Raw genomic sequence first — 22,196 nt, forward strand, 5'->3', positions numbered from 1 at the left:
TGGCCAGCGGCCAGGTATGCCGCGCAAACAGGCCGGACACATGACTGCCCCAGACCGGTGGTGCCTGCTTCACATTTTCCTTGCAACGCAGGGGCCGTCCACACATGAACACAGATAAACACAGATGAATTGAGATCATTTCTTATCTGTGTCCCGCGCAGCGGGTATCTGTGTGCATCTGTGGCCCATTTCCCGGCCCATCCGCTTGAACGCCGATTGATATTTACCTCTCGGCCGCCGGGCGGGACTACTTCCCCTCGCCCTTCCGGTGGCGATAGGTCACCAGTTCGTGGACGACGCCGTGCAGCGTCTGGATTTCCTGGCCGGTCAGATTGGCGCGCTGGAACATGTTGCGCAGATTGCGCACCATGGTGGGGCGCTTGTCGGGGATGCGCAGGAAGCCGCAATCGTCCAATTCCCGTTCCAGGTGATTGAAGAAGGTCAGCAGCTTTTCCTTGGAGGCCGGTCCCTCGGCGCCCTTGGTCATGGCGGGCAGTTCGGTGGCGGCGTCGGTCTGGAACCACTCATAGGCCACCAGCAGCACCGCCTGGGCCAGATTGAGCGAGCAGTAATCGGGGTTCAGCGGCACCGTCAGCACCGTGTCGGCGATGGCGACGTCGTCGTTTTCCAGCCCGGTGCGCTCGGGTCCGAACAGGATGCCGCAGCGCTGTCCTTGGGCCTCGGCGGCGCGCATGGCGCTCGCGGCCTGGCGGGGGGTATCCACCGGCTTGACCATGTAGCGGTCGCGTCCGGTGGTGCACCACACCCGGTTGAGGTCGGCGACGGCCTCCGCGGTGGTCTCCACCACCTTGGCGCCCAGCAGCAGCGTATCGGCGCCCGAGGCGGCGGCGATGGCGCGCTCGTCCAGCGGATTGGCGCGAGGCGCCACGATGCGCAGATCGGTCAGGCCGCAGTTCAGCATGGCCCGCGCCGCGGTGCCCATGTTCTCGGCCAGTTGCGGCCGGACCAGGATGATGGCGGGGCCTGTCATATCGGGAGCGGCTGGTGCGGGCAGGATGCCCGCGCTCCGTGACCGTCACGAGGAGCGCGGGCATCTTGCCCGCATCCGTGCCTAGCCATTGTCGCGGTAGCGGAACAGCATGAAGGTGATGCTGTCCTGCAGGGCTTCCAGCGAGGCTTCCAGCACATTGGTGTGGACGCCGACGGTGGTCCACAGATGGCCCTGGTCGTCCTCGCTTTCGATGGTGACGCGGGTCTTGGCGGCGGTGCCCACCGTGCTTTCGGTGATACGGACGCGGTAGTCCTTCAGTTCCAGCGCGGTGAGCTCCGGATAGACGGTGGTCAGCACCTTGCGCAACGCCACGTCGAAGGCATGGACCGGACCGGTGCCTTCGCCCACCTCGATATACTCCTTGCCCGCGACTTCCACCTTGACGGTGGCTTCCGACAGGGTGATCCAGTCACCCTTGGCGTTGCGGCGGCGCTCGTCGATGACCCGGTAGCGTTCCAGCTCGAAATAGCGCGGCACCTCGCCGAGCGCGCGGCGCACCAGCAGTTCGAAGCTGGCGGCGGCCTGGTCGTAGGCATAGCCTTCGTGTTCCAGGCGCTTGACCAGATCCACCAGATCCTTGACCTCGTGCGGATCGAAGCTGACCTGCATCTGCTCGACCACCGCAACCAGGGCGTCGCGCTTGACGGTGTCGAGATCGACGCCGATCTCGGCCATGCGGGCCACCAGATTGGAGCGGCCCGCCTGATCGGACATGACGATGTGGCGGACATTGCCCACGGCGGCGGGGGCGATATGCTCGTAGCACTTGGGATCCTTGGCTACGGCGGAAACATGCAGCCCCCCCTTATGGGCGAAGGCCGAGCCGCCCACATAGGGCTGGCCGCGACTGGGGTGGCGGTCGAGAACCTCGTCGAGGGCGCGGGACACCGAGACGAGATTCTTGAGGTCTTCGGGGCTGATGCCGGTGTCATAGCCCATCTTCAGCATCAGGGCCGGGATGATGGAGACCAGATTGGCGTTGCCGCAGCGCTCGCCCAGCCCGTTCAGGGTGCCCTGGACCTGACGCACGCCCGCCGTGACGGCGGCCAGGGAATTGGCGACGGCGGTGTCGGAATCGTTGTGGCAATGGACGCCGAGATGGCTGCCGGGCACGCCGCCCGCGATGACTTCCCCGACGATGCGGGTCATCTCGTGGGGCAGGGTGCCGCCATTGGTGTCGCACAGCACCACCCAGCGCGCTCCCGCGTCATAGGCGGCCTTGGCGGCGGCCAGGGCATAGGCGGGATTGGCCTTGTAGCCGTCGAAGAAATGCTCGGCGTCGAACATGACCTCTTCCATGCGGGTCTTGGCATGGGCCACCGAGTCCGAGACCATGCGCAGATTCTCGTCGAGCTCGATGCCGAGCGCCACGGTGACCTGGAAGTCCCAGCTTTTGCCCACCATGGTGACGATGCGGGCGGGCGTGGTCAGCAGGGCGTTGAAGCCGGGATCATTATCGGCGGAACGGCCCGAACGACGCGTCATGCCGAAAGCGGTCAGGCGCGAGCGCTTGAAGGTCGGCGGGACCGCGAAGAACTGGTCGTCGGTGGGATTGGCGCCGGGCCAGCCGCCCTCCACATAGTCGATGCCGATTCGGTCAAGCTCGCGTGCGATCCGCGCCTTGTCGGCGGCGGAAAAGTCCACTCCCTGGGTCTGCGCGCCGTCGCGCAGGGTGGTGTCGTAGATGTAGACGCGCTCGCTCATGATGGTCCCGGTCCAGCCCTGTATGCTTGGAGGAAAGAGAGGAAACATGCCCCAGGACGGGGGGTGGGGGCAAGGAGATACAGCCCCGTCCGGGCCAACCGATTGCCTATTCCCGCCTAGGGCTGAGGTAGGGCGTTGCGCCAAGAATGTTTACATTTCATTCGCAAATGTGGTTTCGTTCACCGAAGATTAGGATTTAGGGGGTTAGGGTGCGCCCGTTTGAAGGTTAAAGCCGAAGGGATTTGGCGATGAAAGCAATCAAGGCAGCAGCCATTGCGGCCATGCTTGTGGTGGTGGGAAGTTCTCCCGTCCGCGCCGATGCACAGCTCGGTCGTGAAAGTTTCGGCACCGCTTCGTGGTACGGTCCCGGCTTCAAGGGCCAGCGGACCGCCAATGGCGAGAAGTTCAATCCCAAGGCCCTGACGGCGGCCCATCCCAGCCTGCCGTTCGGCACCCTGGTGGAGGTCTCGCGCCCCGACCGCAAGAAGTCGGTGGTGGTGGTGATCACCGATCGCGGCCCCTTCACTGGCCGCGCCATCGACCTGTCCCAGGCCGCCGCCCGCCGTCTGCACATGACCTATCTGGGCGCCGTGCCGGTCAAGATGCAGGTGGTGGGGTATACGGAGTAGGGTGTTAGACGACCCCCTTGGCCTTCAGCGCCGCCAATTCCGCCGCGCTTAATCCCAGCAATTCCCCATAGACGCGGTCATTGCCGTCGCCCAGGCGGGGGCCGAGGCGCTCGACGCCGCCGGGGGTCAGCGACAGCTTGGGCACCACGCCGGGCACCACCACCGCGCCCAGATCGGGGTCCATCACCGTCAGCAGATTGTCGCGGGCCTGGAATTGCGGGTCGGCGAAGATGTCGGCGATGGAATTGAGCGGCGCGGCGGGCACTTCGAACTCCAGGCACAGCCGCATGACCTCGTCGCGCGTCCTGGCCTCGGTCCAGGCGCTGACCAGGGCGTTGACACCGTCGCGGGCGGCCAGGCGATTGCGCAGCAGGCCCCAGGACTCGGGGGCGGCCAGTTCCGGGCGGCCCAGCGCCTCGCACAGGCGGGCGAACATGCGGTCGGTGGTGCAGGCGATGGCGATCCAGGCATCGTCGGCGCAGCGGAAATGGCCGTGGGGGCAGGCGTTGACGGTTCCGGCGCCCTCGCGCTCGCGCTGCTTGCCGAACATGGCGAAGGCCGGGGCGATTTCGTCCAGGGCGCGGAACACCGATTCGTAAAGGGCGAGGTCGACCACTTGGCCCTGGCCGGTGGCATCGCGGTGGCGCAGCGCTACCAGCACCCCGATGGCGCCGTAGAGCCCGCTCATATAATCGGCCAGCGAGGTGGAGCCCGGCGTCACCGGCACGCCGCCGGGAAGGCCCGCCAGATAGGACAGACCGCCGAAGGCATGGGCGATGCGGGCGAAGCCGGGACGGTCCTTATAGGGGCCGGTCTGGCCGTAACCGGAAATGCGCAGCAGGATCAGGCCGGGATTGACCGCTGAAAGTTCCTGCCAGCCCAGGCCCCATTTTTCCAGGGTGCCGGGGCGGAAATTCTCGGCCACCACATCCGCCTCGGCCACCAGTTTCAGGAACAGCGCCTTGCCCTCGGGCTTGCGCAGATCCAGGGTGACCGAGGTCTTGTTGCGTGCCTCCGACAGCCACATCAGCGAATCGCCGCCGCGTTCGGTGATGGAGCCGAAATGGCGGAAGGTGTCGCCGCCGTCGGGCTGTTCCACCTTGATCACCTCGGCGCCGAATTCTCCCAGGATGGCGGCGGCATAGGGCGCGGCGATGAAGGTGGCGATGTCGAGGACGCGGATGCCGGTCAGCGGCTTGGTCATGGCGTTTCCTTCAGTTTGAGCCGTTCCACCCGAATCATGGTCCAGGGAAGGGCGGCCGCCTCGCGCGGCCAGGCAAGCCACCATTCGCGGGCGGGCGGCCAGACGGGCCAGACCGCCGAGGGGCTGACCCGCAGACCGAGACGGTGGAAGACGTAGAGCGAGCGGGGAATATGGCAGGCGTCGGTGACCAGAAGCAGGCGCCGCCATCCCCGTTGCGCGACGATGGGACGGCACAGGCGGGCATTGCCGATGGTGTTGACCGATGCCTCCTCGGTGACGATCCGGTCGGGCGCGATTCCCGCCGCCACCGCCATGTCGCGCATCACATGGGATTCCGGCTTTGGGTGGCGCACCGGTCCGCCGGTCATCAGCAGATGGCCGACCCGGCCGGATCGGGCCAGCGCCACGGCGCGGGCCACCCGGCGCGCCAGGGCGGGGCTGGGACTTCCGTCGGAAAGAATCATCGCGCCCAGTACGATGGCGGCATCGAAGTTTTCAGCGGGTGGTGGCATCATCACTTTAGCAATTGCAGATACGCCCATGGAGGATGAATTGGACAAACGCCGCAACACCGACGTCATCGTGGAGACGCTGAAGCTGGAAGGCAAGCGGGTGATCGACGTGGGCAGCGGCGATGGGGCCTTGCCGCGGCTGCTCGCCCGCTTCGGCGCCCATGCCACCGGCATCGAATGCAGCCCGCGCCAACTGGCCAAGGCCCGCGCGGCGGCCAAGGTGGGCGACGAGGAAATCGTCGAGGGCGTCGGCCAGAACCTTCCCTTCGACGACGAAAGCGTCGATCTGGTGATCTTCTTCAACAGCCTGCACCACATTCCCATCGCCCATCAGGCCAAGGCCATGGCCGAGGCCGCCCGCGTGCTCAGGCCCGACGGCGAGGTCTATGTGTCCGAGCCGCTGCCTTTCGGTCCCTTCTTCGAGGCGGTGCGGCCCATCGACGACGAGACCTGGGTGAGGGGGGCCGCCCTGGCCGCCGTCAAGGGCGCCTGGGTGCACGGGCTGGAGGAATCGGCGGAATTCACCTATGTCCATCCCATGGTGATGAAGGACTACGAAACCTTCCGCGACAAGATCGTCTCGGCCAACGACGAGCGGGAAACCAAATTCGCCGTCCTGGATGCCGAGATGCGGGAGCGCTTCGCCAAGCTGGCCCAGCCCTCTCCCGATGGCGGCTTCGCCTTCGAGCAGCCCATGCGGGTCAATTTGCTGCGGAAGGTTTGATTTCCGTAAGGAAAAGCCGTGCCAATATACTGAACTTCGGTATTGCGGCAGAAGACTATTTCCGTTGATCCTGAGGCCATGAATCGTAAGCAGCGACGCGCCCAGGCCAAGACCGGGGCCTCCCCCGTATCCGCCTTGGGCGACGATCTCAATGGATTGTTCCAACTGGCCCTTGGGCATCATCAGGCGGGGCGGCTGGCCGAGGCGGAAGCGCTTTATCACCGCATCCTGGCCAAGGAGCCGCGCCATGTCGACGCGCTTCACCTTCTCGGACTGGTCGCCCATCAGTGCGGTAATAATGAGTCCGCCGTTCAACTGATCACCCGGGCCATCGGGCTCAACCCCGGCTTCGCCGAAGCGCACAACAACCTTGGAAACGCGCTGAGGGCACTTGGTCGTCCCGAGGAGGCGGTTGCGGCCTATGACGCCGCCCTTTACCGCAACCCTCGCCTCGTGGAGGCACATCTGAACAAGGGCTTGGCCCTGCATGAGCTGGGGCGGTTGGATCAGGCCCTTGCCTCGTTTGATGCCGCCCTCCAATTGTGCCCCGATCAGGCCGAGGCCCACTATAATCGCGGCGTGATCTTGCACGATCTGGGGCTCTACCAGGACGCCGTCGGCGCCTATGACATCGCCCTTATGCGCCATCCCGGCCGGGTGGAAGCTCAGTTCAATCGGGGTGTTTCCCTTCAGGCCCTGGGAGAGGATGACTTGGCGCTGGCGGCTTTCGACGCGGCGTTGGCGGCCAAGCCCGATTATTTGGATGCCCATATCAACCGGGGCGCCGTGTTGAAGGCCAAGGGGCGGCAGGATCAGGCAGCGGAGGCCTTCGCCACCGCCTGCCGCCTAGGGCCGGATCGGGTAGAGGGCTTTACCAATCTGGGGATGGCCTTGAACGATCTGGGACGCCGGGGCGAGGCCATGGATAGTTTTGGCCGGGCGCTGGCGATCAAGCCCGATTATGACGCGGCCCATCGCGCCTTGCTGGCGACGCTGCTCTACGGCAGTGACCTGTCGCCCCAGGACCGTTTCGCCATCCACCGGGCATTCGAGACCGCCTGCTATCCGGTTCCGCCCCCGTCGCCAGGCGTCTTCGCCAATCCGCGCGATCCCGAGCGGCGATTGCGGATAGGATTGGTCTCGTCCGATTTTCTGGAGCATCCGGTCGGACGCAACATGCTGCCCTTGCTCGAAGCCCATGACCAAAACCGGGTGGGGCTGCATTTTTATGCCCATCTGGATAAGCCCGATGCCATGACCGAGCGGTTCCGCGCCGTGTCCGAGGGCTGGCGCTCCATCCGTGCCATGGGGGACGAGGAGGTGGCGTGCCAGATCCGAGACGACGGCATCGACGTTCTGATCCATCTGGCCGGACGCTTCGACCTCAATCGTCCGCGTATTGCCATGTTCCGTCCCGCCCCGGTCCAGATCAGCTTTCACGACGCCGCCACCAGCGGGCTGGCCGCCATGGATGCCATCATCGCCGATCGGGTCATGGTGCCCCGCCGTCCCACCGAGCTGTTCACCGAGCGCCCGATCCGGCTGCCCAGTTTTTATCTTCATGCGCCCTTGGACAACGCCCCGCCGGTGGCGCCACCGCCCCTTCTGACCAAGGGAGTGCCGACTTTCGGCAGTTTCAATAATCCGGCCAAGCTGTCCGAGGCGACCCTGGCCACCTGGGCCCTTGTGCTGAAGCGGATACCTGGCGCGCGCCTCGTGCTGAAATACAAGAACTGGTTCGCCAATCCAAGCGTGGCCCAGCGGGTGCTGGGCATCATGGCGGCGCAGGGCATCGATCCAACCCGCATCAGCTTGGGCGATGGCGAGGAGGACGCAAACTCGCATCTGGCGCGCTACGGCGGGATCGACGTCGCCCTGGATCCGTTCCCCTTCAACGGCTCGACCACCACTTTCGAGGCCCTGTGGATGGGGGTGCCGGTGGTCACTTTGCTGGGCGAGACCATGGTGGGCCGTTGGGCCGCCGGGATCTTGAACCCCATTGGCCTTGGCGCATTGGTGGCCCACAGCGTCGACGAATATGTCGAACTGTGCCGGGCCTTATGCGCCGAACCGGACAACCTGGCGCGGCTTCGGTCCGAATTGCGGCAAAGAGTGGCGGCCTCGCCGCTGTGCAACGCCCGGCTCAAAGCCCGGCATCTCGAACGGACCTATCGGGCGCTGTGGCGTCGTTGGTGCAAGAAGACGTGACGTAAACGTCCTCTCCCACAGGCGGGAGAGAGGATTAAGGCTTTAGACATCCAACAAAAAACCCCGCCGGATCGCTCCGACGGGGATTTTCTTCGCAGGACGCGCGATCGCTCAGCCGTGCAGCGAGTGATAGCGGGCCATCAGAACGTCCTTGCTTTCCACATCGCCAACGACGATGCAGTCGGCCGGACAGACCATCTGGCACTGCGGGCTGTCTTCGGCGCCGACGCACTCGGTGCAGGCGGCCGGGTTGATCACATAGATCACGTCGCCGGCGGAAATGGCGGTGTTCGGGCACACGGAGACGCAGGCGTCGCAGCTGGTGCAGTCGTCGGTAATCTTCAGGGACATGGGATGATCCTCTCTCGTCGCAACCCCATTAACGGCCAAATTCCGGCCCCCGCGTTATTGGCGGGTGGCCGGAAGATGCCGCATACTACGCCGCTTGGCCGAGACGGGCCAGCTTTTCGTGACGGAAGGCGCCCCACAGCGCGGCACCGATGGCGCCGGCATAGATGGAGTCCGGGTTGGCCACCGCCACCAGATTGACCTTTTCCTGCTCGGCCGCCTCGTTGAGGGCGGCGACCAGGCCGGTATCGAGCGCCAGGCCGCCAGTGACCTGGACGATGCCTTCCACCGCGCCGATGGACTTCAGCAGCTTGGCGAGGCGCACCGCCATGGACACGTGAATGCCCTTGAGGATGTTCGAAGCCGAGATGCCGCGCGACACCATGTTGATGACGTCGGTTTCGGCCAGCACGGCGCAGATGGACGAGACCTTCTCGGGGTCGTCGGCCTTCTGGGACAGGCTGCCGATTTCGTCCTGGGCGATGCCCAGATAGCGGGCGATATTCTCCAGGAACTGGCCGGAGCCGGACGCGCACTGGCTGGTCATCTTGTAGGACAACACCTTGCCCGAGCCATCCATGCGGATGGCGCGGCCGTTGAGCGCGCCGATATCGAGCACGGCGCGGGCGTCCTTGTTCAGGTACAGGCCGCCACGGCCGTGGGTGGTCATGGAGTAGAAGTGACCGGTGGCGAAGCTGAGGTTTTCGGCGTCGCCGGTGGACGCCACATAGGCCACGTCCTTGGGGCTGACGCCCGCCGATTTCAGCATGCTGTCATAGGCTTCGTTGGTCAGCTGGAAGGGGTCGCGGTTGCGGATGCGCGCGGTTTCCTTGCCCAGCCACTCGACCTTGTCGCCATTCACCTTGAAGACGACGGTCTTGATGCAACCCGAGCCGATATCGACGCCGGTGGTGATGAGTTCAGACATTCAGGTATCCTCCCTTCCCGACTAATTCACGACGGCGCGGACGGCGAAGGTAGCTCCGCCGAGAGCGCCGGTGTAGATGGAGTCCGGGTCGATATTGATGGTGACGTCGCCGTAGTTTTCCTTGATCAGCTTGCGCAGCTCGCGCACCGCCGCCTCGTTCTTGGCGACGCCACCGGTGAAGGTGAACTGGTCCTTGACGCCACCGGCGCGCGACAGGATGGACATGGCGCGCAGGATGATGGCGCGGTGCAGACCGGCCAGGATGTCCTCGCGCTTTTCGCCCAGGGCAAGACGATCACGCAACTCGGCACCGGCGAACACGGTGCAGGTGGAGTTGATGCGAACCTGCTTGTTGGACTTCATGGCCAGCGGGCCGAGCTCGTGCAGACCCATGTTCATCTCGTCGGCGATATAGCCCAGATAGCGGCCGCAACCGGCGGCGCAGCGATCGTTCATCTGGAAGTTCTCGACGATGCCGACGGGGTCCACCTGGATGCCCTTGGTGTCCTGGCCGCCGATGTCGAGCACCGTGCGGGTTTCCGGGTACATCATATGGGCGCCGAGGCCGTGGCACAGGATCTCGGAGCGGATATGCTCCTTGGGGAAGGGCAGGCGGACGCGGCCGTAGCCGGTGCCGACCACATAGGTCTCCTCCAGCGGAATGGCCAGGGCCGACTGCACCGGGGCCAGGATCGAGGAACCGGTCATGGTGCCCTTTTCCAGGGCGCGGACGAACTTGCCCTCCATGTCGCCGCTCGGCGGACGGTTTTCCACTTCGATGATCGACTTGTCATAGACGTTGAGGATCAGGTCGAAGCCGAGACCGGCTTCCTTGCACACGGCTTCGCCGTGGCTCATGAACTCGGCGCCGGCCAGATCGCGGAAGAAGTCGGACTTGCGCTTGACGCCGGGGGCGTATTGGGCGGCCGAACTGGTCCGCAGACGCGAGAAGGTGCCTTCCAGAGCCTCGATCACCGCCCGCTCGCGACCCGCGAAACGTGGGCCCTTGATGTTGGTGATGCAGGTGCGCTCGAGATCGTCCAACTGCTCGAGGAACTGGACGTGACGGAAATTCCGCTCCAGATCGGCCAGGATGTCGTCGACCTTGCCCGCCACTTCCGGCACGCCGCCCAGGGCGCGACGGAACAGGGTGAGGCGGGTGTCGATCAGCGCTTCCTGCTTGGAAACGGCGGCCGCGGTATCGTAATTGGAACGCGAATTGGTGATGCCGCGCCCCATGATCTGCAGGTTCTCATCCATCACCACGGCTTTGGTGGTGGTGGAGCCCAGATCGATGCCGATGAAACAACGCATTGTGAATTCCTCCCTTACGCGGCCACGGTCTTGGAGCCGCCGCCACGGCGCTTCTGCTCGATCATCTGGAAGTAGGATTCCAGACGGTTTTTCACGTTGGCCGCCGAGAAGTAGCGGGGGTCGACCAGATCGGTTTCGATGAACGCGCCGGGACGACCGGTGCGACGCTCGACTTCCTTCATGATCATCAACTGACCGGCCGAGAAGCTGTTGCAGCTCTTGATGGAGTTGATCAGCAGGCCGTCGGCCTCGTATTCCTCCACATACTTGGCCAGCAGATCCACGCGGGTCGGCAGGTTCAAGTTGGTGTAGCAACCCAGGCAATAGTCGGCCAGGCTCTCCAGGGGATTTTCCGGGTCGTGACGGAAGCCCTGGTCGTAAAGACCGCCCACCTTGGTGTAGGAGGAAGCGACCACGACCGCGCCTTCGTCATAGAACATCTTCCAGAATTCACGGAAGTTGGTCCAGTTGGGCGGGCCTTCCACGATCAGACGGTACTTCTGGTCGTTGAAATAGGTGCCTTCGGGGGTCAGCGGACCCTGATGGTTCTCGATGCGGCCCTGCACTTCGGCGCGCAGCATCTTGTAGTATTCGACCGCGTCGTCGGTGCCGCGGAACGCGGTGAAGATCGGGCCGATATAGTAGACGCCGCCGAAATAGGCGTCGATGGGCGACGGCTTGACCTTGCCCTGCTCCAGGCACCACACCAGATCGTCTTCCGCCTTGGCCGAAGCCTTCAGGTAGCCGCGCAGGCGGTCGATGTCGAACTTGACGCCCGAGACCTGCTCCAGGCCCGGAATGACCACTTCCTTGAGCTGCTTGACGATATAGTCGCGCATGTTCTTGGTGGAATGCCCATCGCCCTCATAGGGGACGTGCAGCATCAGGGTCGGGCACTTGTACTCTTCACGCAGCAGCTCGAACCACTTCATGAAGGTGTAGCAGCCGGTATAGCTGAGCATCAGCACGTCCGGATTGGGATAGGGCTTGCCGTTCGGCGCGATATTGCCCTTGGACATCTGGCCGATATCCGCCTTCACATAGGTGCAGACGTCCTCGGAGTGGCCCGACTTCTCGGCTTCCATGATGTAGCCGCCCGAAGCCTTGCGCATGCCGGCCTGGATGGCGTTGATCTCGGGCAGGTTGTTGACGATGTCGAAGCACATCAACAACTCGTTCAGATTGCCGGGAACGAAGGTGGACGACACCTTGCGACCGGTTTCGTGCTTGGAGGTGATCGCGTCGTAGTTCCGAGCGATCATCGCCTTTTGCATCTCCATGGATGCTTCTTTGACGGCTTCAGGCTTGCTCATGATGTCAGCTCCACAGCTTGATGGAATCGGCGAAGGTGCCAGCCTGCTCGCGGATCGGCTGCATCTGGCCCGAATTTTCGGCGTATTTGAAGGCGATGTAGGGGATGCCCGCTTCCGACAGCTTGGAGCAGATCATCGGACGGTCCAGCAGGGCCGGATCGCAGAAGGACGGGGTCGCGTAGATCACGCCCTCGGCGCCGCAGGCCTTGATGGCCTTCACATGGAACTCGCCCTTGACCTTGCCGTCGGGAACGTATTTGCACGAGGTCTCGACCGAGTTCTCGATATAGGTATCGGACAAGGCCTTCAGCGGATTGCCGGTGGACGGCACATCGACCATCAGGAAGCGGTTGTTCAGCGAGTAGTCGTCATCGACCACATAGCAACCGGCCATCTCGATGGACTTGATCAGATTCAGCGGCGGCTGCTCGCAGAACGAGCCATAGATCGAGACGCGGACATTGTCGCGCTTCGGCCGGTCCTCGGCCTTGGCGGCGGCCATGTAGTCCTTGAGCATCTGGTTATGCTCTTCCACGTCCATCATCAGACCCGCGCGCATCAGCAGGTAGATCTCCGAGGTCGGGGCCTTCCAGGGCTCCTTGGCGCGGAAGGCATAGACCTCACGCACCAGACGACGGTTCTCGTTGTAGAGCTTGATGGAGTTGCGGATGTCGTCGTCGCTGATCTTGCGGCCGGTCATGTGCTCCAGACCTTCCTTCAGCTCCAGCAGCTCCTGTTCGTAATAGGTGCCGCCGATGCTGGGGATGTAGTTCTGGGGGGTGTCGAAGAACTTGGTCCACACGTTGGGGAACATGATCTTCCACATGCCCGACAGGTTGCGGATCACGTCGCAGACGAACGGGAAGATCATGCCGTCGACGAAGTCGAGACGGTTGGTGACGCCCAGTTCGATGGTGGAGCGCGGAATGCGGCAGATATAGCTCTGATAGTAGGCGTCGCCATGGATGACTTCCATCTGGTCGCCGCCGCCGAAGATGCCCAGCGGCAGGCAGCCCGCGGCATGGATCATTTCCAGGGGCGAGTAGACCGGCAGGAAGCCGACGACCTTGCGGCCGGGCTTGGCGGCTTTCCACTTGCGGGCGTAATTGAAGCTGAGGTCTTCGAACATCTCCTGGCAAACGGCCACGATGTCGGCGACGGTCCTATTCTTTCCAGACATCCTATCGGTCCTCCCAAAGTGCCGCTCTCTTTTCGACGAAAGCGTTCAATCCCTCGACTGCGTCGAAGGTGGCCATCAGGCCGTTAAGGTAAAGCTCTTCGACGGCGGCGATCTTGGCCTTGACCCGCTCGTTCATGCCGAGACGGGCGGCCTTGACCGCGAAGCGCAACGAAGAGGCGGAATGCTTGGCCGGTCCGGCATCAAACCAGGCCAGGGCGGCGGCTTCCGGCTCGTCGGCCACCGCATTGGCGATGCCAAGGCGCAAGGCGTCCTCGCCGGTGATGCTGCGACCGGAGTAGAGCAGATCCTCGGCCGCCACCCGCGGCATGCGCTCGGGCAACAGGCAGGACGCCGCCGGGGCGAAGACGCCCAGGATGATCTCGGGCTGGCCCAGCTTGGCGTCGGGAGCGACGAACATCATGTGGCCGGCCAGGGCCACTTCCAGTCCGCCGCCGAGGCACTGGCCCCGCACCGACACCAGAATCGGAACGGGGTATTCCACCATGGCGATGATCAGGGCATGCAGGCCCTTCAACATGGCGGCGCACTGGTCGGGCATGTGCTCGGGCACCGAGGCGCCGAAGCTGAAATGCGGACCTTCGTGGTCGATCAACACCGCCTTGACGTGGATGTCGCTGCTGGCCTCGGCCAAGGCCTTGGTCAGGGCGGCGATCATCTCGGCATCGACGATATTGGCCTTGGGGCGCGACAGCCGCAGCCGCAGCAGCTTGCCGTCGCGATCCCGCCAAACCTTGAGAGCGGAGTCGGCCATGGTCAGCCTTCCGCCTTGGGGATCAGCGACTCGATCAGTTCGGGAGTCCACGGCGCGCCCTTGGCCAGGGCCTGGCGCAGGGCCACGAAGTCGATCTCGCGGTCGTCCTTCGGGCCTTCGTTGAAGGCGCGGAAGCCGGTGCGGGCCTCGGTCATCATGTTCAGGCCCAGCCAGTCGCGGCTGTTTTCCTTGTTGGCGTTCCAGGCGTTCAGCTTGGGCTTGCGCAGTTCCTGGATGGTCTTGGTGAAGCAATCGGGGAAGGTGTGCAGGATCTTGGCGCAGATTTCCTCGACCTTGGCGTCCAGCAGGGACAGATCGACGGTGCCCTTCTTCAACAGCTCCTTGCCCGCGGCCAGTTCGGCCCCGGTCTTGGATTCGCCGTGGATGATGCGGCCGAATTCGTCCAGATAGCGGTCGGTGATCACCAGGGGGTTGGGAACGAACTTGCCGTCCACCTTCAGCGCCGGGACCACGTCCATGATGATGCCGGTGCGATAGGCCTTGTGGGCCGACCAGGGCTCGCACAGCGAACCGGAAACCATGGCCAGCTCGGCGCCGATCATGACCGGCAGGAAGTCGGTGGCGCCGCCGATGGGGGCGGAACCGTGCTTCGGCCCGGCCTGGCCGAACTTGGCCAGATCCTGGGCGACCGAGAAGTCGGCCGCCATGCCGATTTCCTGACCGCCGCCGATGCGCATGCCGTTGACGCGACAGATCACCGGCTTGTCGCAGCCCAGGATGGCCGAGACCATGTCGTTGAACAGCCGCATATACTGGCGGTATTCCTGCGGATTACCGGCGTAGTACTCGGCATATTCCTTGGTGTTGCCGCCGGTGCAGAAGGCCTTGTCGCCAGCGCCGGTGAACACCACCGAGGAGACGTCGCGGGCGTTCGAGGCGTCGCGGAACGCCATGATGACGCCCTTCACCATGTCGGTGGTGTAGGAATTGTACTGCTTCTGGTTGTCCAGGGTGATCCAGGCATTGTAGAGGCCCTCGGCCACGGTGCCGTCGGCACGCTTGGCGGGGCGCTTCTCGTAGAGAACGCCGGGCACGACTTCGGTCTTGACCAGATTGTGGTCATTGAGGTGGCCGGGCGCCGTCTTTTGGACGATAGCGGCGGTTTCCTTCTTCATGGCGATGGTTCTCCCTCTCTTGATTTGATTTTTTACGACGCCCAGGTTGTCAGGTGTGGGGCCGCAGCACGGCGCGGCGCGACAGCTTGTGGTCGTGAACGGCGGCGAAGGTCTCGTTGATGGAGTCCAGCGGCCGACATTCGACGAAATTCTTGACGTTGACCTTGCCCGACAGAACCAGTTCCAGGGCACCCGGATACAAATCGGGCGAGCAGCCCCAATTGCCAAGGGCGCGCGCATGGAAGGCCATCAGATTGGAAAGACGGAATTCAGCCTTGTTCATGGTGTAGCCCACCACGCAGATGGTGCAGCCATGGACCATCAGGTCGAAGGCGGTCTGCTGGCCGGGCACGCTGCCCGAGCATTCCATGATGACCCATTCGGTGGAGCGCAGGCCTTGGGCCTTGGCGAAGCCGCCGATTTCCTTCTTGAGGTCGCGGGTCGAGGCGAAGTCCTTGGGGTTCAGCCCCAAGCTGGCGCCCGAGGCCTTCACCGCTTCCAGCTTGGCCGGGTCCAGGTCCAGGGCCACCACGGTGGCGCCCATGGCCGAGGCCACCTGGACGGAATAGCCGCCGACGCCGCCGCAGCCGATGACGATCACCAGATCGCCCTTGCCGATGCCAGCCTGAACGGCGGCCTGATAGGGGGTGGTCAGCGCGTCGGCCACCACGGAAACCTCGGCCAGTTCCAGACCGGCGGCCTTCAGGCGGGCCTCGTCCACCGGGCACAGACCCAGGGCGGGGACTTTCACATGGGTGGCGAAGCCGCCCTGGAGGTCGTTGCCGGGCATCTTCTGGCTGCGGCAGATGGTGCCCTTGCCGCGCTTGCACAGGTCGCATTCACCACAGGGGATGACGGCGGGAATGATCACCGCCTTGCCGATCCAGCTTTCGGCCCCGGCCCCGGCGGCCTGGACGCGGCCGCTGATCTCGTGGCCCAGGGCCAGGGGCAGGGCGTGATTGGTGCGCACACCATTGTAATAATAGTCCATATCCGTATGGCATACACCGCATCCGGCGATGGCGACCAACACCTCCCCCGGCTCCAGGCCGCCGATCTCCATCGGCTCCTTCACCATGGGCTGGGCCACTCCGGTCATCATCCAGCGATACGGCTGCGTGCTCATGCGTTTCCCTCTCCTCAAAGGCTGCCGATCCGGTCCCCGGGTTGGCCCGGAATTCATGTCGGCGTGTATTATTGGGTAAATGCGTACCACAATACCGATTTAGCAGTCAAGCATGCCTTGTGGGCTTGTAGTCCGACCCAAAGGGGTGGTATGCACCTAGTCCCAACACGTTTGGAGAATCGCTGGGCGATATCGACGAGCGGTGCGCGGGACCGTCAGCCGCCGGAACAGCCGGTTTGGAGGGCGTGGCCGCGTTCGAACGAACCAAAGAACCGTGGCCAGGCAACCCATGACATCGAGGTCGAGGGGCCTTTCGGGGGAAGAAAAATTATGACGACGAGTTCCGGATCTGGATCTGTCTCTATAGCGATGTGCGGCAGCGGCGGCGCCGGCGTGATGACCGCCGCCAACATGTTTCTCGACGCAGCGGCCGAGGCTGGTTTCTATGCGCTGTTCGGCCGGTCTTCCGGTCCGCAAATTCGCGGTGGCGAAGCCGCCGCCCTGGTGCGCCTCGGTGTCGATCCGATCACCTCGGTCGACGATACCTTCGACATCATGCTGGCCATCGACTGGCAGGGCGTTCAGCGCTTCGCCGCCGAATTGCCGCTGTCGAAGAACAGCATCGTCATTTGCGACCCGTCGGCTGGCGAAGTTCCGGAAGCTTACGTCAAGAGCGGCGCCCGCATCGTCCACCTGCCCATGAAGGATCTGGCCAAGGCCATTCCGGGCGGTCGTCCCAACATGATCGCGCTGGGCGCGGTCGCCGCCCTGATCGGCTTCCCCGTCGCTCCGCTGACCGAGGTTCTCGGCAAGTCGCTGAAGAAGAAGCGCGCCGATGCCTTCGAGGCCTCGGTGGCCGGCGTTAAGGCCGGCGCCGAAGCCGCCGCCACCCTGGGCGAGTGCAAGAAGATCGGCGCCCCCAAGGCCAAGGACGTCAAGCGCTGGACCATCACCGGCAATTACGGCACCGGTCTGGGCGCCATTCGTGGCGGCGTGCGCTTCTGCGCCGCCTATCCGATCACCCCCGCCACGGAAGTGTTGGAGTACTTAAGCTCCGCCCTGCCCAAGGTCGGCGGCGTGTTCGTGCAGGCCGAGGATGAGCTGGCTTCCGTCAACATGTGCATCGGCGCCTCCTATGGCGGCGAGGCCTCCATCACCTCGACCGCCGGTCCCGGCCTATCGCTGATGATCGAGGGCCTGGGCCTGTCCATGGCGTCGGAAACCCCGGTCGTGGTGGTCGATGTGCAGCGTGTCGGACCGTCGACCGGCATCGCCACCAAGTGCGAGCAGTCGGACCTCAACATCGCCGTTTACGGCCTGCATGGCGACGCGCCCCATCTGGTGGTGGCGCCCAACTCCATCAGCGACTGCATCTTCACCACCCAGTGGGGCGTCTATCTCGCCGAGGCTCTGCAGAGCCCCTGCATCGTGCTGTCGGATCAGGCCCTGGGCCAGAGCCGCGGCATCATCGACGCGCCCGCCGACGTGGCATTCGTGGGCAAGCGCCTGGTGGCCGAAGCCCCGGCGGAAGGCGAGGTGTTCAAGCGCTACGCCAATACCGCCTCGGGCATCTCCCCCATGCCGGTTCCCGGCCAGCCCGGCTGCCAGTACACCGCCGACGGCTTGGAGCACACCGAGACCGGCACCCCGACCTCGCAGTCCTCCGATCACGTCATGCAGCTGGACAAGCGCCAGCGCAAGCTGACCGGCCATGACTACGGCAACCATTGGGCCACCATCGAGGGCGAGGGAGACATCGCCGTCATCACCTGGGGCTCGTGCACCGGTGCCGCCCGCGAGGCGGTCGACCGCGCCCGCGCCGACGGCGTCAACGCCAAGCTGATCGCCCTGCGCCTGATCTATCCGACCCGGCCCGAGCATCTGGGCGACGCGCTGAAGGGCGTCAAGAAGATCCTGGTGGTCGAACAGAGCCATCTGGGCCAATTCACCCGTTATCTGCGTGGCGAATACGACCTGCCGGTCAAGCCCGAGCAGTTGTCGCGTCCCGGTCCGCTGCCCATGCGTCCCGGCGAAATCCACGCCCGCCTCCTGAAGATGGGGAAGTAAGCCATGACCGCAGTTACCTACTCCGCCAAGGATTTCAAGTCCGACGTCAAGCCGGTCTGGTGCCCGGGTTGCGGCGATTACGCCGTGCTGTCCTCCATCACCAAGGCCTTCGCCGATCTCGGCCTCGCCCCGCACCAGACCTCGGTCGTGTCGGGCATCGGCTGCTCGTCGCGCATTCCGGCCTATACCAACACCTACGGCTTCCACTCCATCCACGGCCGCGCCCTGGCCGTGGGCCAGGGGCTGAAGCTGGCCCGTCCCGATCTCACCGTCCTGGTGGCGGGCGGCGACGGCGACGGCTTTTCCATCGGCGGCAATCACTTCCTGCACGCCTGCCGCCGCAATGTGGACCTGACCTATATCGTCATGGACAACCGGGTCTACGGCATGACCAAGGGCCAGCCCTCTCCGACCACCGAGTCCGATTGGGACGCCTCGGCCATGGCGCCGCCCGGCGGCACCGGCATGACGCCGTTCCATCCGCTGGCCATCGCGCTGGCGGCGGGGGCGAATTTCGTGGCGCGCGGCTTCTCGGGCGATCCGAACGGCACCGCCGCGATCATCGCCGAAGCCATCAAGCATCCCGGCTTTTCCTTCGTCGCCATCATGAGCCCCTGCATCACCTTCCGCGAGGAACAGCGGGAGTGGAAGGATACCATGCGCAAGGTGGCCATCGATTCCACCAACGACGCCGCCCAGGCCGCTCGTCGCCTGATGACCGACGACGGTTATAACTGCGGCGTGCTCTATCGCGGCAATCGGGTGTCCTATGGCAAGGAAAAGATTGCCACGGCCCAGGTGGCCGATCTGGACGCGGAGTTCACTCTTTGAGGCGAACGCCTGATTTCGAGTCCGTGAAGACCTCCGCCGATCTCCTTTCCGTCGCCCGCTTGATGGAAGAGAGATCGGCGGAACGCTACCGCGAACTGGCCGAGGCCTTCGAGATTTCGTGTAATCTCGATACCGCCGAGGCCTTTCGCATGCTGGCCGAGGGCGAGGATCGGCATGCCGCCGACTTCCCCGCCCTTGTGGGCGATGCGCCGCGCACCATTCCGTGGGGAGAAGACGATCCCGAGATCGCCGATCCCGGCGCGGTTCATTACCTTATGCATCCCTGGCACGCCGTCGATCTGGCCCTATGCCACGAGCAAGAAACCCTGGCCCTGTTCACCCTGGTGGCGGAAAAATCCCCCCATGCCGAGGTGCGGGCCGAGGCCGCGCGTCTGGTGGAGCGGGAAACCCGCCATGTGGAGGAGATGCGGGCCTTGCGCGACGCCCAGGACATCCCCCCCGAGGATTGGGAGGACGATGACGATCCGCCCAATTGGGAAGCCGGAGACTGACCATGCACCAGACCATCCTGCCCGAAGGCTGGGAAGCGCCCATCGGCTATGCCAACGGCATTCTCGCGGCAAAGGGCAGGGTGCTGGCCCTGGCCGGTCAGGTGGGCTGGAACGCCAGGCAGGTGTTCGAAAGCGAGGACATCGTCCCGCAATTCGAACAGGCGCTGAAAAACATCATCGCCATCTTGGACGCGGCGGGCGGCAAGCCGGAACACATCATCCGTATCACCGCTTTTTGCATCGACAAGCCGCGCTATCTGGAGGCGCGCCGCGAACTGGGTGGCATTTGGCGCAAGCTGATGGGCCGCCACTATCCCGCCATGAGCATGATCTTCGTGGCCGATCTGTTGGATCATCCAGCCAAGATCGAGCTTGAAGCCACGGCGGTCATTCCCGACTGACGGGATGTGATGGCGGGCGCCATTCCCCGCACATAACGAATTCTTATGGCAGCCATAGAAAATATAGTTTTCCAATGATGGCTTGAATGCCTCATGGTGGCGCATCGCGTCATTCAGCCAGGAGCATTCGGCCGTGCAGCAGATCAAGTGGGACGACCCCTTCCTCATCGAGAACCAGCTTTCCGAAGACGAAAAGATGGTCCGTGACGCCGCCCACGCCTACTGCCAGGAAAAGCTCCAGCCGCGTGTCATGAAGGCGTTCCGCGACGAAAGCTTCGACCGCGACATCATGACCGAGATGGGCGAGATGGGCCTGCTGGGCCCGACCATCCCCGAGGAATACGGTGGGCCGGGCGTCAACCATGTGGCCTATGGCCTCATTTCCCGCGAAGTCGAGCGGGTGGATTCCGGCTATCGCTCCGCCATGAGCGTGCAGTCCTCGCTGGTCATGCATCCCATCTATGCTTACGGCACCGAGGCGCAGAAGAAGAAGTATCTGCCCCGTCTGGCGACCGGCGAGATCGTCGGCTGCTTCGGCCTGACCGAGCCCGACGCCGGTTCGGATCCCGGCTCCATGCGCACCCGGGCCAAGAAGGTGGACGGCGGCTATCTGCTGACCGGCACCAAGATGTGGATCACCAACAGCCCCATCGCCGACGTCGCCATCGTCTGGGCCAAGTCCGACGCCCATGACAATAAGATCAAGGGCTTCATCGTCGATCGCGCCACCAAGGGCTTCTCCACGCCCAAGATCGAGGGCAAGCTCAGCTTGCGCGCCTCCATCACCGGCGAGATCGTGCTGGACGAGGCTTTCGTCCCCGACGAGAACCTGCTGCCCAACGCGTCCGGCCTGGGCGGTCCGTTCGGCTGTCTCAACAAGGCCCGCTACGGCATCGCCTGGGGCGTTCTGGGCAGCGCCGAATTCTGCTGGCATGCGTCGCGCCAGTACATGCTGGACCGCAAGCAGTTCGGCCGCCCATTGGCCGCCAACCAGATCCCGCAGCTCAAGCTCGCCAACATGATGACCGAGATCACGCTGGGCCTGCAGGCCTGCATCCGGGTCGGCCGCATGATGGACGACGACACCTGGGCGCCGGAAGCGGTGTCGCTGATCAAGCGCAACAACTGCGGCAAGGCGCTCGACATCGCCCGCATGGCGCGCGACATGCACGGCGGCAACGGCATCTCGGAAGAGTTCCACGTCATCCGCCACATGGTAAACCTGGAAACGGTGAACACCTATGAGGGCGCCCATGACGTCCATGCGCTGATCCTGGGCCGCGCCATCACCGGCATCCAGGCCTTCTCGTAAGGAAATCGACGAGCCAAGGAACGTGTTCCTTGGCGAGGCGTTGCGGGCAAGGCCCGAAGGTTGAGGGAACACGGGCGTGTCACGTCGGTGACGCGCCCGTCTATAGGAGAGGCCCATGGTCAAGGTGCTTGTCGCGGTCAAGCGGGTTATTGACTACAACGTCAAGATCCGGGTTAAGGCCGACAACACGGGTGTGGAGACTCAGAACGTTAAGTTCTCCATGAATCCGTTCGATGAGATCGCGGTCGAGGAGGCTGTTCGGCTTAAGGAAGCCGGAAAGGCCACCGAGATCATTGCGGTATCGGTGGGTCCGGCGGCGGCGTCGGAGACGTTGCGCACGGCGCTGGCCATGGGGGCCGATCGCGGCATCCTGGTGCAGTCCGATGACGAGGTTCAGCCGCTGGGCGTGGCCAAGCTGCTGAAGGCGCTGGTGGACAAGGAAGGCCCCGGCCTGATCATCCTGGGCAAGCAGGCCATCGACGACGATTCCAACCAGACCGGCCAGATGCTGGCGGCGCTGCTGGGTCGTCCGCAGGGCACTTTCGCCTCCAAGGTGGAGATCGGCTCGGACGCCATCACGGTGACCCGCGAGGTCGATGCCGGTCTCGAGACGGTGACCTTGAAGCTTCCGGCGGTGGTGACCGCCGATCTTCGCCTCAACGAGCCGCGCTACGCGTCGCTGCCCAACATCATGAAGGCGAAGAAGAAGCCCATCGACACGGTGACCGCGGCCGATCTGGGCGTCGATGTGAGCCCGCGCCTTGTCACCTTGAAGGTGGAAGAGCCGCCCAAGCGCTCGGCCGGTATCAAGGTGGCCGACGTGGCCGCCCTGGTGGACAAGTTGAAGAACGAAGCGAAGGTGATCTAGGGCTTGTCCACGAATGAACACGAATGAACACAGATAAAGAAAATCAATATTTCTATTCGTGTTTATCCGTGTTCATTCGTGGACCCTATCACCTG

At 64.1% G+C, this 22,196-nt stretch carries 21 protein-coding genes; 9 read left to right on the plus strand and 12 right to left on the minus strand.

Going from position 1 to position 22,196, the window contains the following annotated elements:
- Nucleotides 1-247: 247 nt before the first annotated feature.
- Both CU669_RS19945 and cimA read right to left on the minus strand, forming a co-directional pair.
- Nucleotides 248-991, minus strand: a complete 744-nt coding sequence (locus CU669_RS19945) for an RNA methyltransferase (RefSeq protein WP_112147352.1) — start codon at nucleotides 989-991, stop codon at nucleotides 248-250.
- 81 nt (nucleotides 992-1,072) lie between these two features.
- Complete coding sequence (gene cimA, locus CU669_RS19950) at nucleotides 1,073-2,716, minus strand: citramalate synthase (protein ID WP_112147353.1); 1,644 nt, start codon at nucleotides 2,714-2,716, stop codon at nucleotides 1,073-1,075.
- Nucleotides 2,717-2,964: 248 nt separating this feature from the next.
- Here cimA and CU669_RS19955 point away from each other — a divergent pair, with 248 nt between their 5' ends.
- Nucleotides 2,965-3,345, plus strand: coding sequence for a septal ring lytic transglycosylase RlpA family protein (locus tag CU669_RS19955; RefSeq protein WP_112147354.1), 381 nt, complete (start codon nucleotides 2,965-2,967; stop codon nucleotides 3,343-3,345).
- Between the two features lie 4 nt (nucleotides 3,346-3,349).
- Here the strand turns inward: CU669_RS19955 and CU669_RS19960 are convergent, their stop codons facing one another.
- Nucleotides 3,350-4,549: a CaiB/BaiF CoA transferase family protein gene (locus CU669_RS19960; protein ID WP_112147355.1), complete on the minus strand. Its 1,200-nt coding sequence runs from the start codon at nucleotides 4,547-4,549 to the stop codon at nucleotides 3,350-3,352.
- A complete protein-coding gene (locus CU669_RS19965) occupies nucleotides 4,546-5,064 on the minus strand; it encodes a YdcF family protein (protein ID WP_112147356.1) in 519 nt (172 codons plus the stop codon). Before CU669_RS19965 ends, CU669_RS19960 begins: the two co-directional genes overlap by 4 nt.
- Nucleotides 5,065-5,101: 37 nt before the next feature.
- Here CU669_RS19965 and CU669_RS19970 point away from each other — a divergent pair, with 37 nt between their 5' ends.
- Together CU669_RS19970 and CU669_RS19975 are read left to right on the plus strand one after the other, a co-directional pair.
- On the plus strand, nucleotides 5,102-5,785 hold the full coding sequence (locus CU669_RS19970; protein ID WP_112147371.1) for a class I SAM-dependent methyltransferase: 684 nt from the start codon (nucleotides 5,102-5,104) through the stop codon (nucleotides 5,783-5,785).
- Between the two features lie 78 nt (nucleotides 5,786-5,863).
- Nucleotides 5,864-7,993 carry an O-linked N-acetylglucosamine transferase, SPINDLY family protein gene (locus CU669_RS19975; RefSeq protein WP_112147357.1) on the plus strand — a complete coding sequence of 710 codons (2,130 nt, stop codon included), beginning with the start codon at nucleotides 5,864-5,866 and terminating at the stop codon, nucleotides 7,991-7,993.
- Between the two features lie 111 nt (nucleotides 7,994-8,104).
- Here CU669_RS19975 and CU669_RS19980 read toward each other — a convergent pair whose 3' ends face one another.
- The 8 genes from CU669_RS19980 to had all read right to left on the minus strand — a co-directional run bounded on the left by CU669_RS19980 (nucleotide 8,105) and on the right by had (nucleotide 16,110).
- Nucleotides 8,105-8,344 (minus strand): YfhL family 4Fe-4S dicluster ferredoxin, encoded by a 240-nt coding sequence (locus CU669_RS19980; RefSeq protein WP_112147358.1) that lies wholly within the window; start codon nucleotides 8,342-8,344, stop codon nucleotides 8,105-8,107.
- Between the two features lie 85 nt (nucleotides 8,345-8,429).
- Nucleotides 8,430-9,269: a benzoyl-CoA reductase subunit D gene (gene bcrD / locus CU669_RS19985; protein WP_112147359.1), complete on the minus strand. Its 840-nt coding sequence runs from the start codon at nucleotides 9,267-9,269 to the stop codon at nucleotides 8,430-8,432.
- Nucleotides 9,270-9,290: 21 nt separating this feature from the next.
- The gene (bcrA, locus tag CU669_RS19990; protein WP_112147360.1) at nucleotides 9,291-10,583 is read right to left on the minus strand and encodes a benzoyl-CoA reductase subunit A; all 1,293 of its coding nucleotides are present in this window, start codon (nucleotides 10,581-10,583) and stop codon (nucleotides 9,291-9,293) included.
- 14 nt (nucleotides 10,584-10,597) lie between these two features.
- Nucleotides 10,598-11,896 (minus strand): benzoyl-CoA reductase subunit B, encoded by a 1,299-nt coding sequence (gene bcrB, locus CU669_RS19995; RefSeq protein WP_112147361.1) that lies wholly within the window; start codon nucleotides 11,894-11,896, stop codon nucleotides 10,598-10,600.
- 4 nt (nucleotides 11,897-11,900) lie between these two features.
- Complete coding sequence (gene bcrC, locus CU669_RS20000) at nucleotides 11,901-13,076, minus strand: benzoyl-CoA reductase subunit C (protein ID WP_112147362.1); 1,176 nt, start codon at nucleotides 13,074-13,076, stop codon at nucleotides 11,901-11,903.
- Between the two features lies 1 nt (nucleotide 13,077).
- Nucleotides 13,078-13,848, minus strand: a complete 771-nt coding sequence (locus CU669_RS20005; protein WP_112147363.1) for a cyclohexa-1,5-dienecarbonyl-CoA hydratase — start codon at nucleotides 13,846-13,848, stop codon at nucleotides 13,078-13,080.
- A gap of 2 nt (nucleotides 13,849-13,850) precedes the next feature.
- Nucleotides 13,851-14,984, minus strand: coding sequence for a 6-oxocyclohex-1-ene-1-carbonyl-CoA hydratase (gene oah, locus CU669_RS20010; RefSeq protein ID WP_112147364.1), 1,134 nt, complete (start codon nucleotides 14,982-14,984; stop codon nucleotides 13,851-13,853).
- A 49-nt stretch (nucleotides 14,985-15,033) separates the two neighbouring features.
- Entirely contained in the window at nucleotides 15,034-16,110 is a 1,077-nt protein-coding gene (had, locus tag CU669_RS20015) for a 6-hydroxycyclohex-1-ene-1-carbonyl-CoA dehydrogenase (protein WP_112147365.1), read from the minus strand.
- 330 nt (nucleotides 16,111-16,440) lie between these two features.
- Here had and CU669_RS20020 point away from each other — a divergent pair, with 330 nt between their 5' ends.
- From CU669_RS20020 to CU669_RS20045, 6 genes are all read left to right on the plus strand, one after another.
- Entirely contained in the window at nucleotides 16,441-18,177 is a 1,737-nt protein-coding gene (locus tag CU669_RS20020; protein ID WP_112147366.1) for a 2-oxoacid:acceptor oxidoreductase subunit alpha, read from the plus strand.
- Between the two features lie 3 nt (nucleotides 18,178-18,180).
- Nucleotides 18,181-19,008, plus strand: coding sequence for a 2-oxoacid:ferredoxin oxidoreductase subunit beta (locus tag CU669_RS20025; RefSeq protein ID WP_112147367.1), 828 nt, complete (start codon nucleotides 18,181-18,183; stop codon nucleotides 19,006-19,008).
- A gap of 23 nt (nucleotides 19,009-19,031) precedes the next feature.
- On the plus strand, nucleotides 19,032-19,520 hold the full coding sequence (locus CU669_RS20030) for a ferritin-like domain-containing protein (RefSeq protein ID WP_112147368.1): 489 nt from the start codon (nucleotides 19,032-19,034) through the stop codon (nucleotides 19,518-19,520).
- Between the two features lie 2 nt (nucleotides 19,521-19,522).
- The gene (locus tag CU669_RS20035) at nucleotides 19,523-19,921 is read left to right on the plus strand and encodes a RidA family protein (protein ID WP_112147369.1); all 399 of its coding nucleotides are present in this window, start codon (nucleotides 19,523-19,525) and stop codon (nucleotides 19,919-19,921) included.
- 133 nt (nucleotides 19,922-20,054) lie between these two features.
- On the plus strand, nucleotides 20,055-21,233 hold the full coding sequence (locus tag CU669_RS20040) for an acyl-CoA dehydrogenase (RefSeq protein WP_112147372.1): 1,179 nt from the start codon (nucleotides 20,055-20,057) through the stop codon (nucleotides 21,231-21,233).
- 115 nt (nucleotides 21,234-21,348) lie between these two features.
- Complete coding sequence (locus tag CU669_RS20045) at nucleotides 21,349-22,101, plus strand: electron transfer flavoprotein subunit beta/FixA family protein (protein WP_112147370.1); 753 nt, start codon at nucleotides 21,349-21,351, stop codon at nucleotides 22,099-22,101.
- Nucleotides 22,102-22,196 lie beyond the last annotated feature (95 nt).

This window comes from Paramagnetospirillum kuznetsovii (genome assembly GCF_003284725.1).
Classification (GTDB): Bacteria; Pseudomonadota; Alphaproteobacteria; order Rhodospirillales; family Magnetospirillaceae; genus Phaeospirillum; species Phaeospirillum kuznetsovii.

What these genes read in the sequence shown, in the direction of transcription:
- CU669_RS19945 (WP_112147352.1), bottom strand. Translation starts at nt 991, where the DNA reads ATGACAGGCCCCGCCATCATCCTGGTCCGGCCGCAACTGGCCGAGAAC.
- cimA (WP_112147353.1), bottom strand. Translation starts at nt 2,716, where the DNA reads ATGAGCGAGCGCGTCTACATCTACGACACCACCCTGCGCGACGGCGCG.
- CU669_RS19955 (WP_112147354.1), top strand. Translation starts at nt 2,965, where the DNA reads ATGAAAGCAATCAAGGCAGCAGCCATTGCGGCCATGCTTGTGGTGGTG.
- CU669_RS19960 (WP_112147355.1), bottom strand. Translation starts at nt 4,549, where the DNA reads ATGACCAAGCCGCTGACCGGCATCCGCGTCCTCGACATCGCCACCTTC.
- CU669_RS19965 (WP_112147356.1), bottom strand. Translation starts at nt 5,064, where the DNA reads ATGATGCCACCACCCGCTGAAAACTTCGATGCCGCCATCGTACTGGGC.
- CU669_RS19975 (WP_112147357.1), top strand. Translation starts at nt 5,864, where the DNA reads ATGAATCGTAAGCAGCGACGCGCCCAGGCCAAGACCGGGGCCTCCCCC.
- CU669_RS19980 (WP_112147358.1), bottom strand. Translation starts at nt 8,344, where the DNA reads ATGTCCCTGAAGATTACCGACGACTGCACCAGCTGCGACGCCTGCGTC.
- bcrD (WP_112147359.1), bottom strand. Translation starts at nt 9,269, where the DNA reads ATGTCTGAACTCATCACCACCGGCGTCGATATCGGCTCGGGTTGCATC.
- bcrA (WP_112147360.1), bottom strand. Translation starts at nt 10,583, where the DNA reads ATGCGTTGTTTCATCGGCATCGATCTGGGCTCCACCACCACCAAAGCC.
- bcrB (WP_112147361.1), bottom strand. Translation starts at nt 11,896, where the DNA reads ATGAGCAAGCCTGAAGCCGTCAAAGAAGCATCCATGGAGATGCAAAAG.
- bcrC (WP_112147362.1), bottom strand. Translation starts at nt 13,076, where the DNA reads ATGTCTGGAAAGAATAGGACCGTCGCCGACATCGTGGCCGTTTGCCAG.
- CU669_RS20005 (WP_112147363.1), bottom strand. Translation starts at nt 13,848, where the DNA reads ATGGCCGACTCCGCTCTCAAGGTTTGGCGGGATCGCGACGGCAAGCTG.
- oah (WP_112147364.1), bottom strand. Translation starts at nt 14,984, where the DNA reads ATGAAGAAGGAAACCGCCGCTATCGTCCAAAAGACGGCGCCCGGCCAC.
- had (WP_112147365.1), bottom strand. Translation starts at nt 16,110, where the DNA reads ATGAGCACGCAGCCGTATCGCTGGATGATGACCGGAGTGGCCCAGCCC.
- CU669_RS20020 (WP_112147366.1), top strand. Translation starts at nt 16,441, where the DNA reads ATGACGACGAGTTCCGGATCTGGATCTGTCTCTATAGCGATGTGCGGC.
- CU669_RS20025 (WP_112147367.1), top strand. Translation starts at nt 18,181, where the DNA reads ATGACCGCAGTTACCTACTCCGCCAAGGATTTCAAGTCCGACGTCAAG.
- CU669_RS20035 (WP_112147369.1), top strand. Translation starts at nt 19,523, where the DNA reads ATGCACCAGACCATCCTGCCCGAAGGCTGGGAAGCGCCCATCGGCTAT.
- CU669_RS20045 (WP_112147370.1), top strand. Translation starts at nt 21,349, where the DNA reads ATGGTCAAGGTGCTTGTCGCGGTCAAGCGGGTTATTGACTACAACGTC.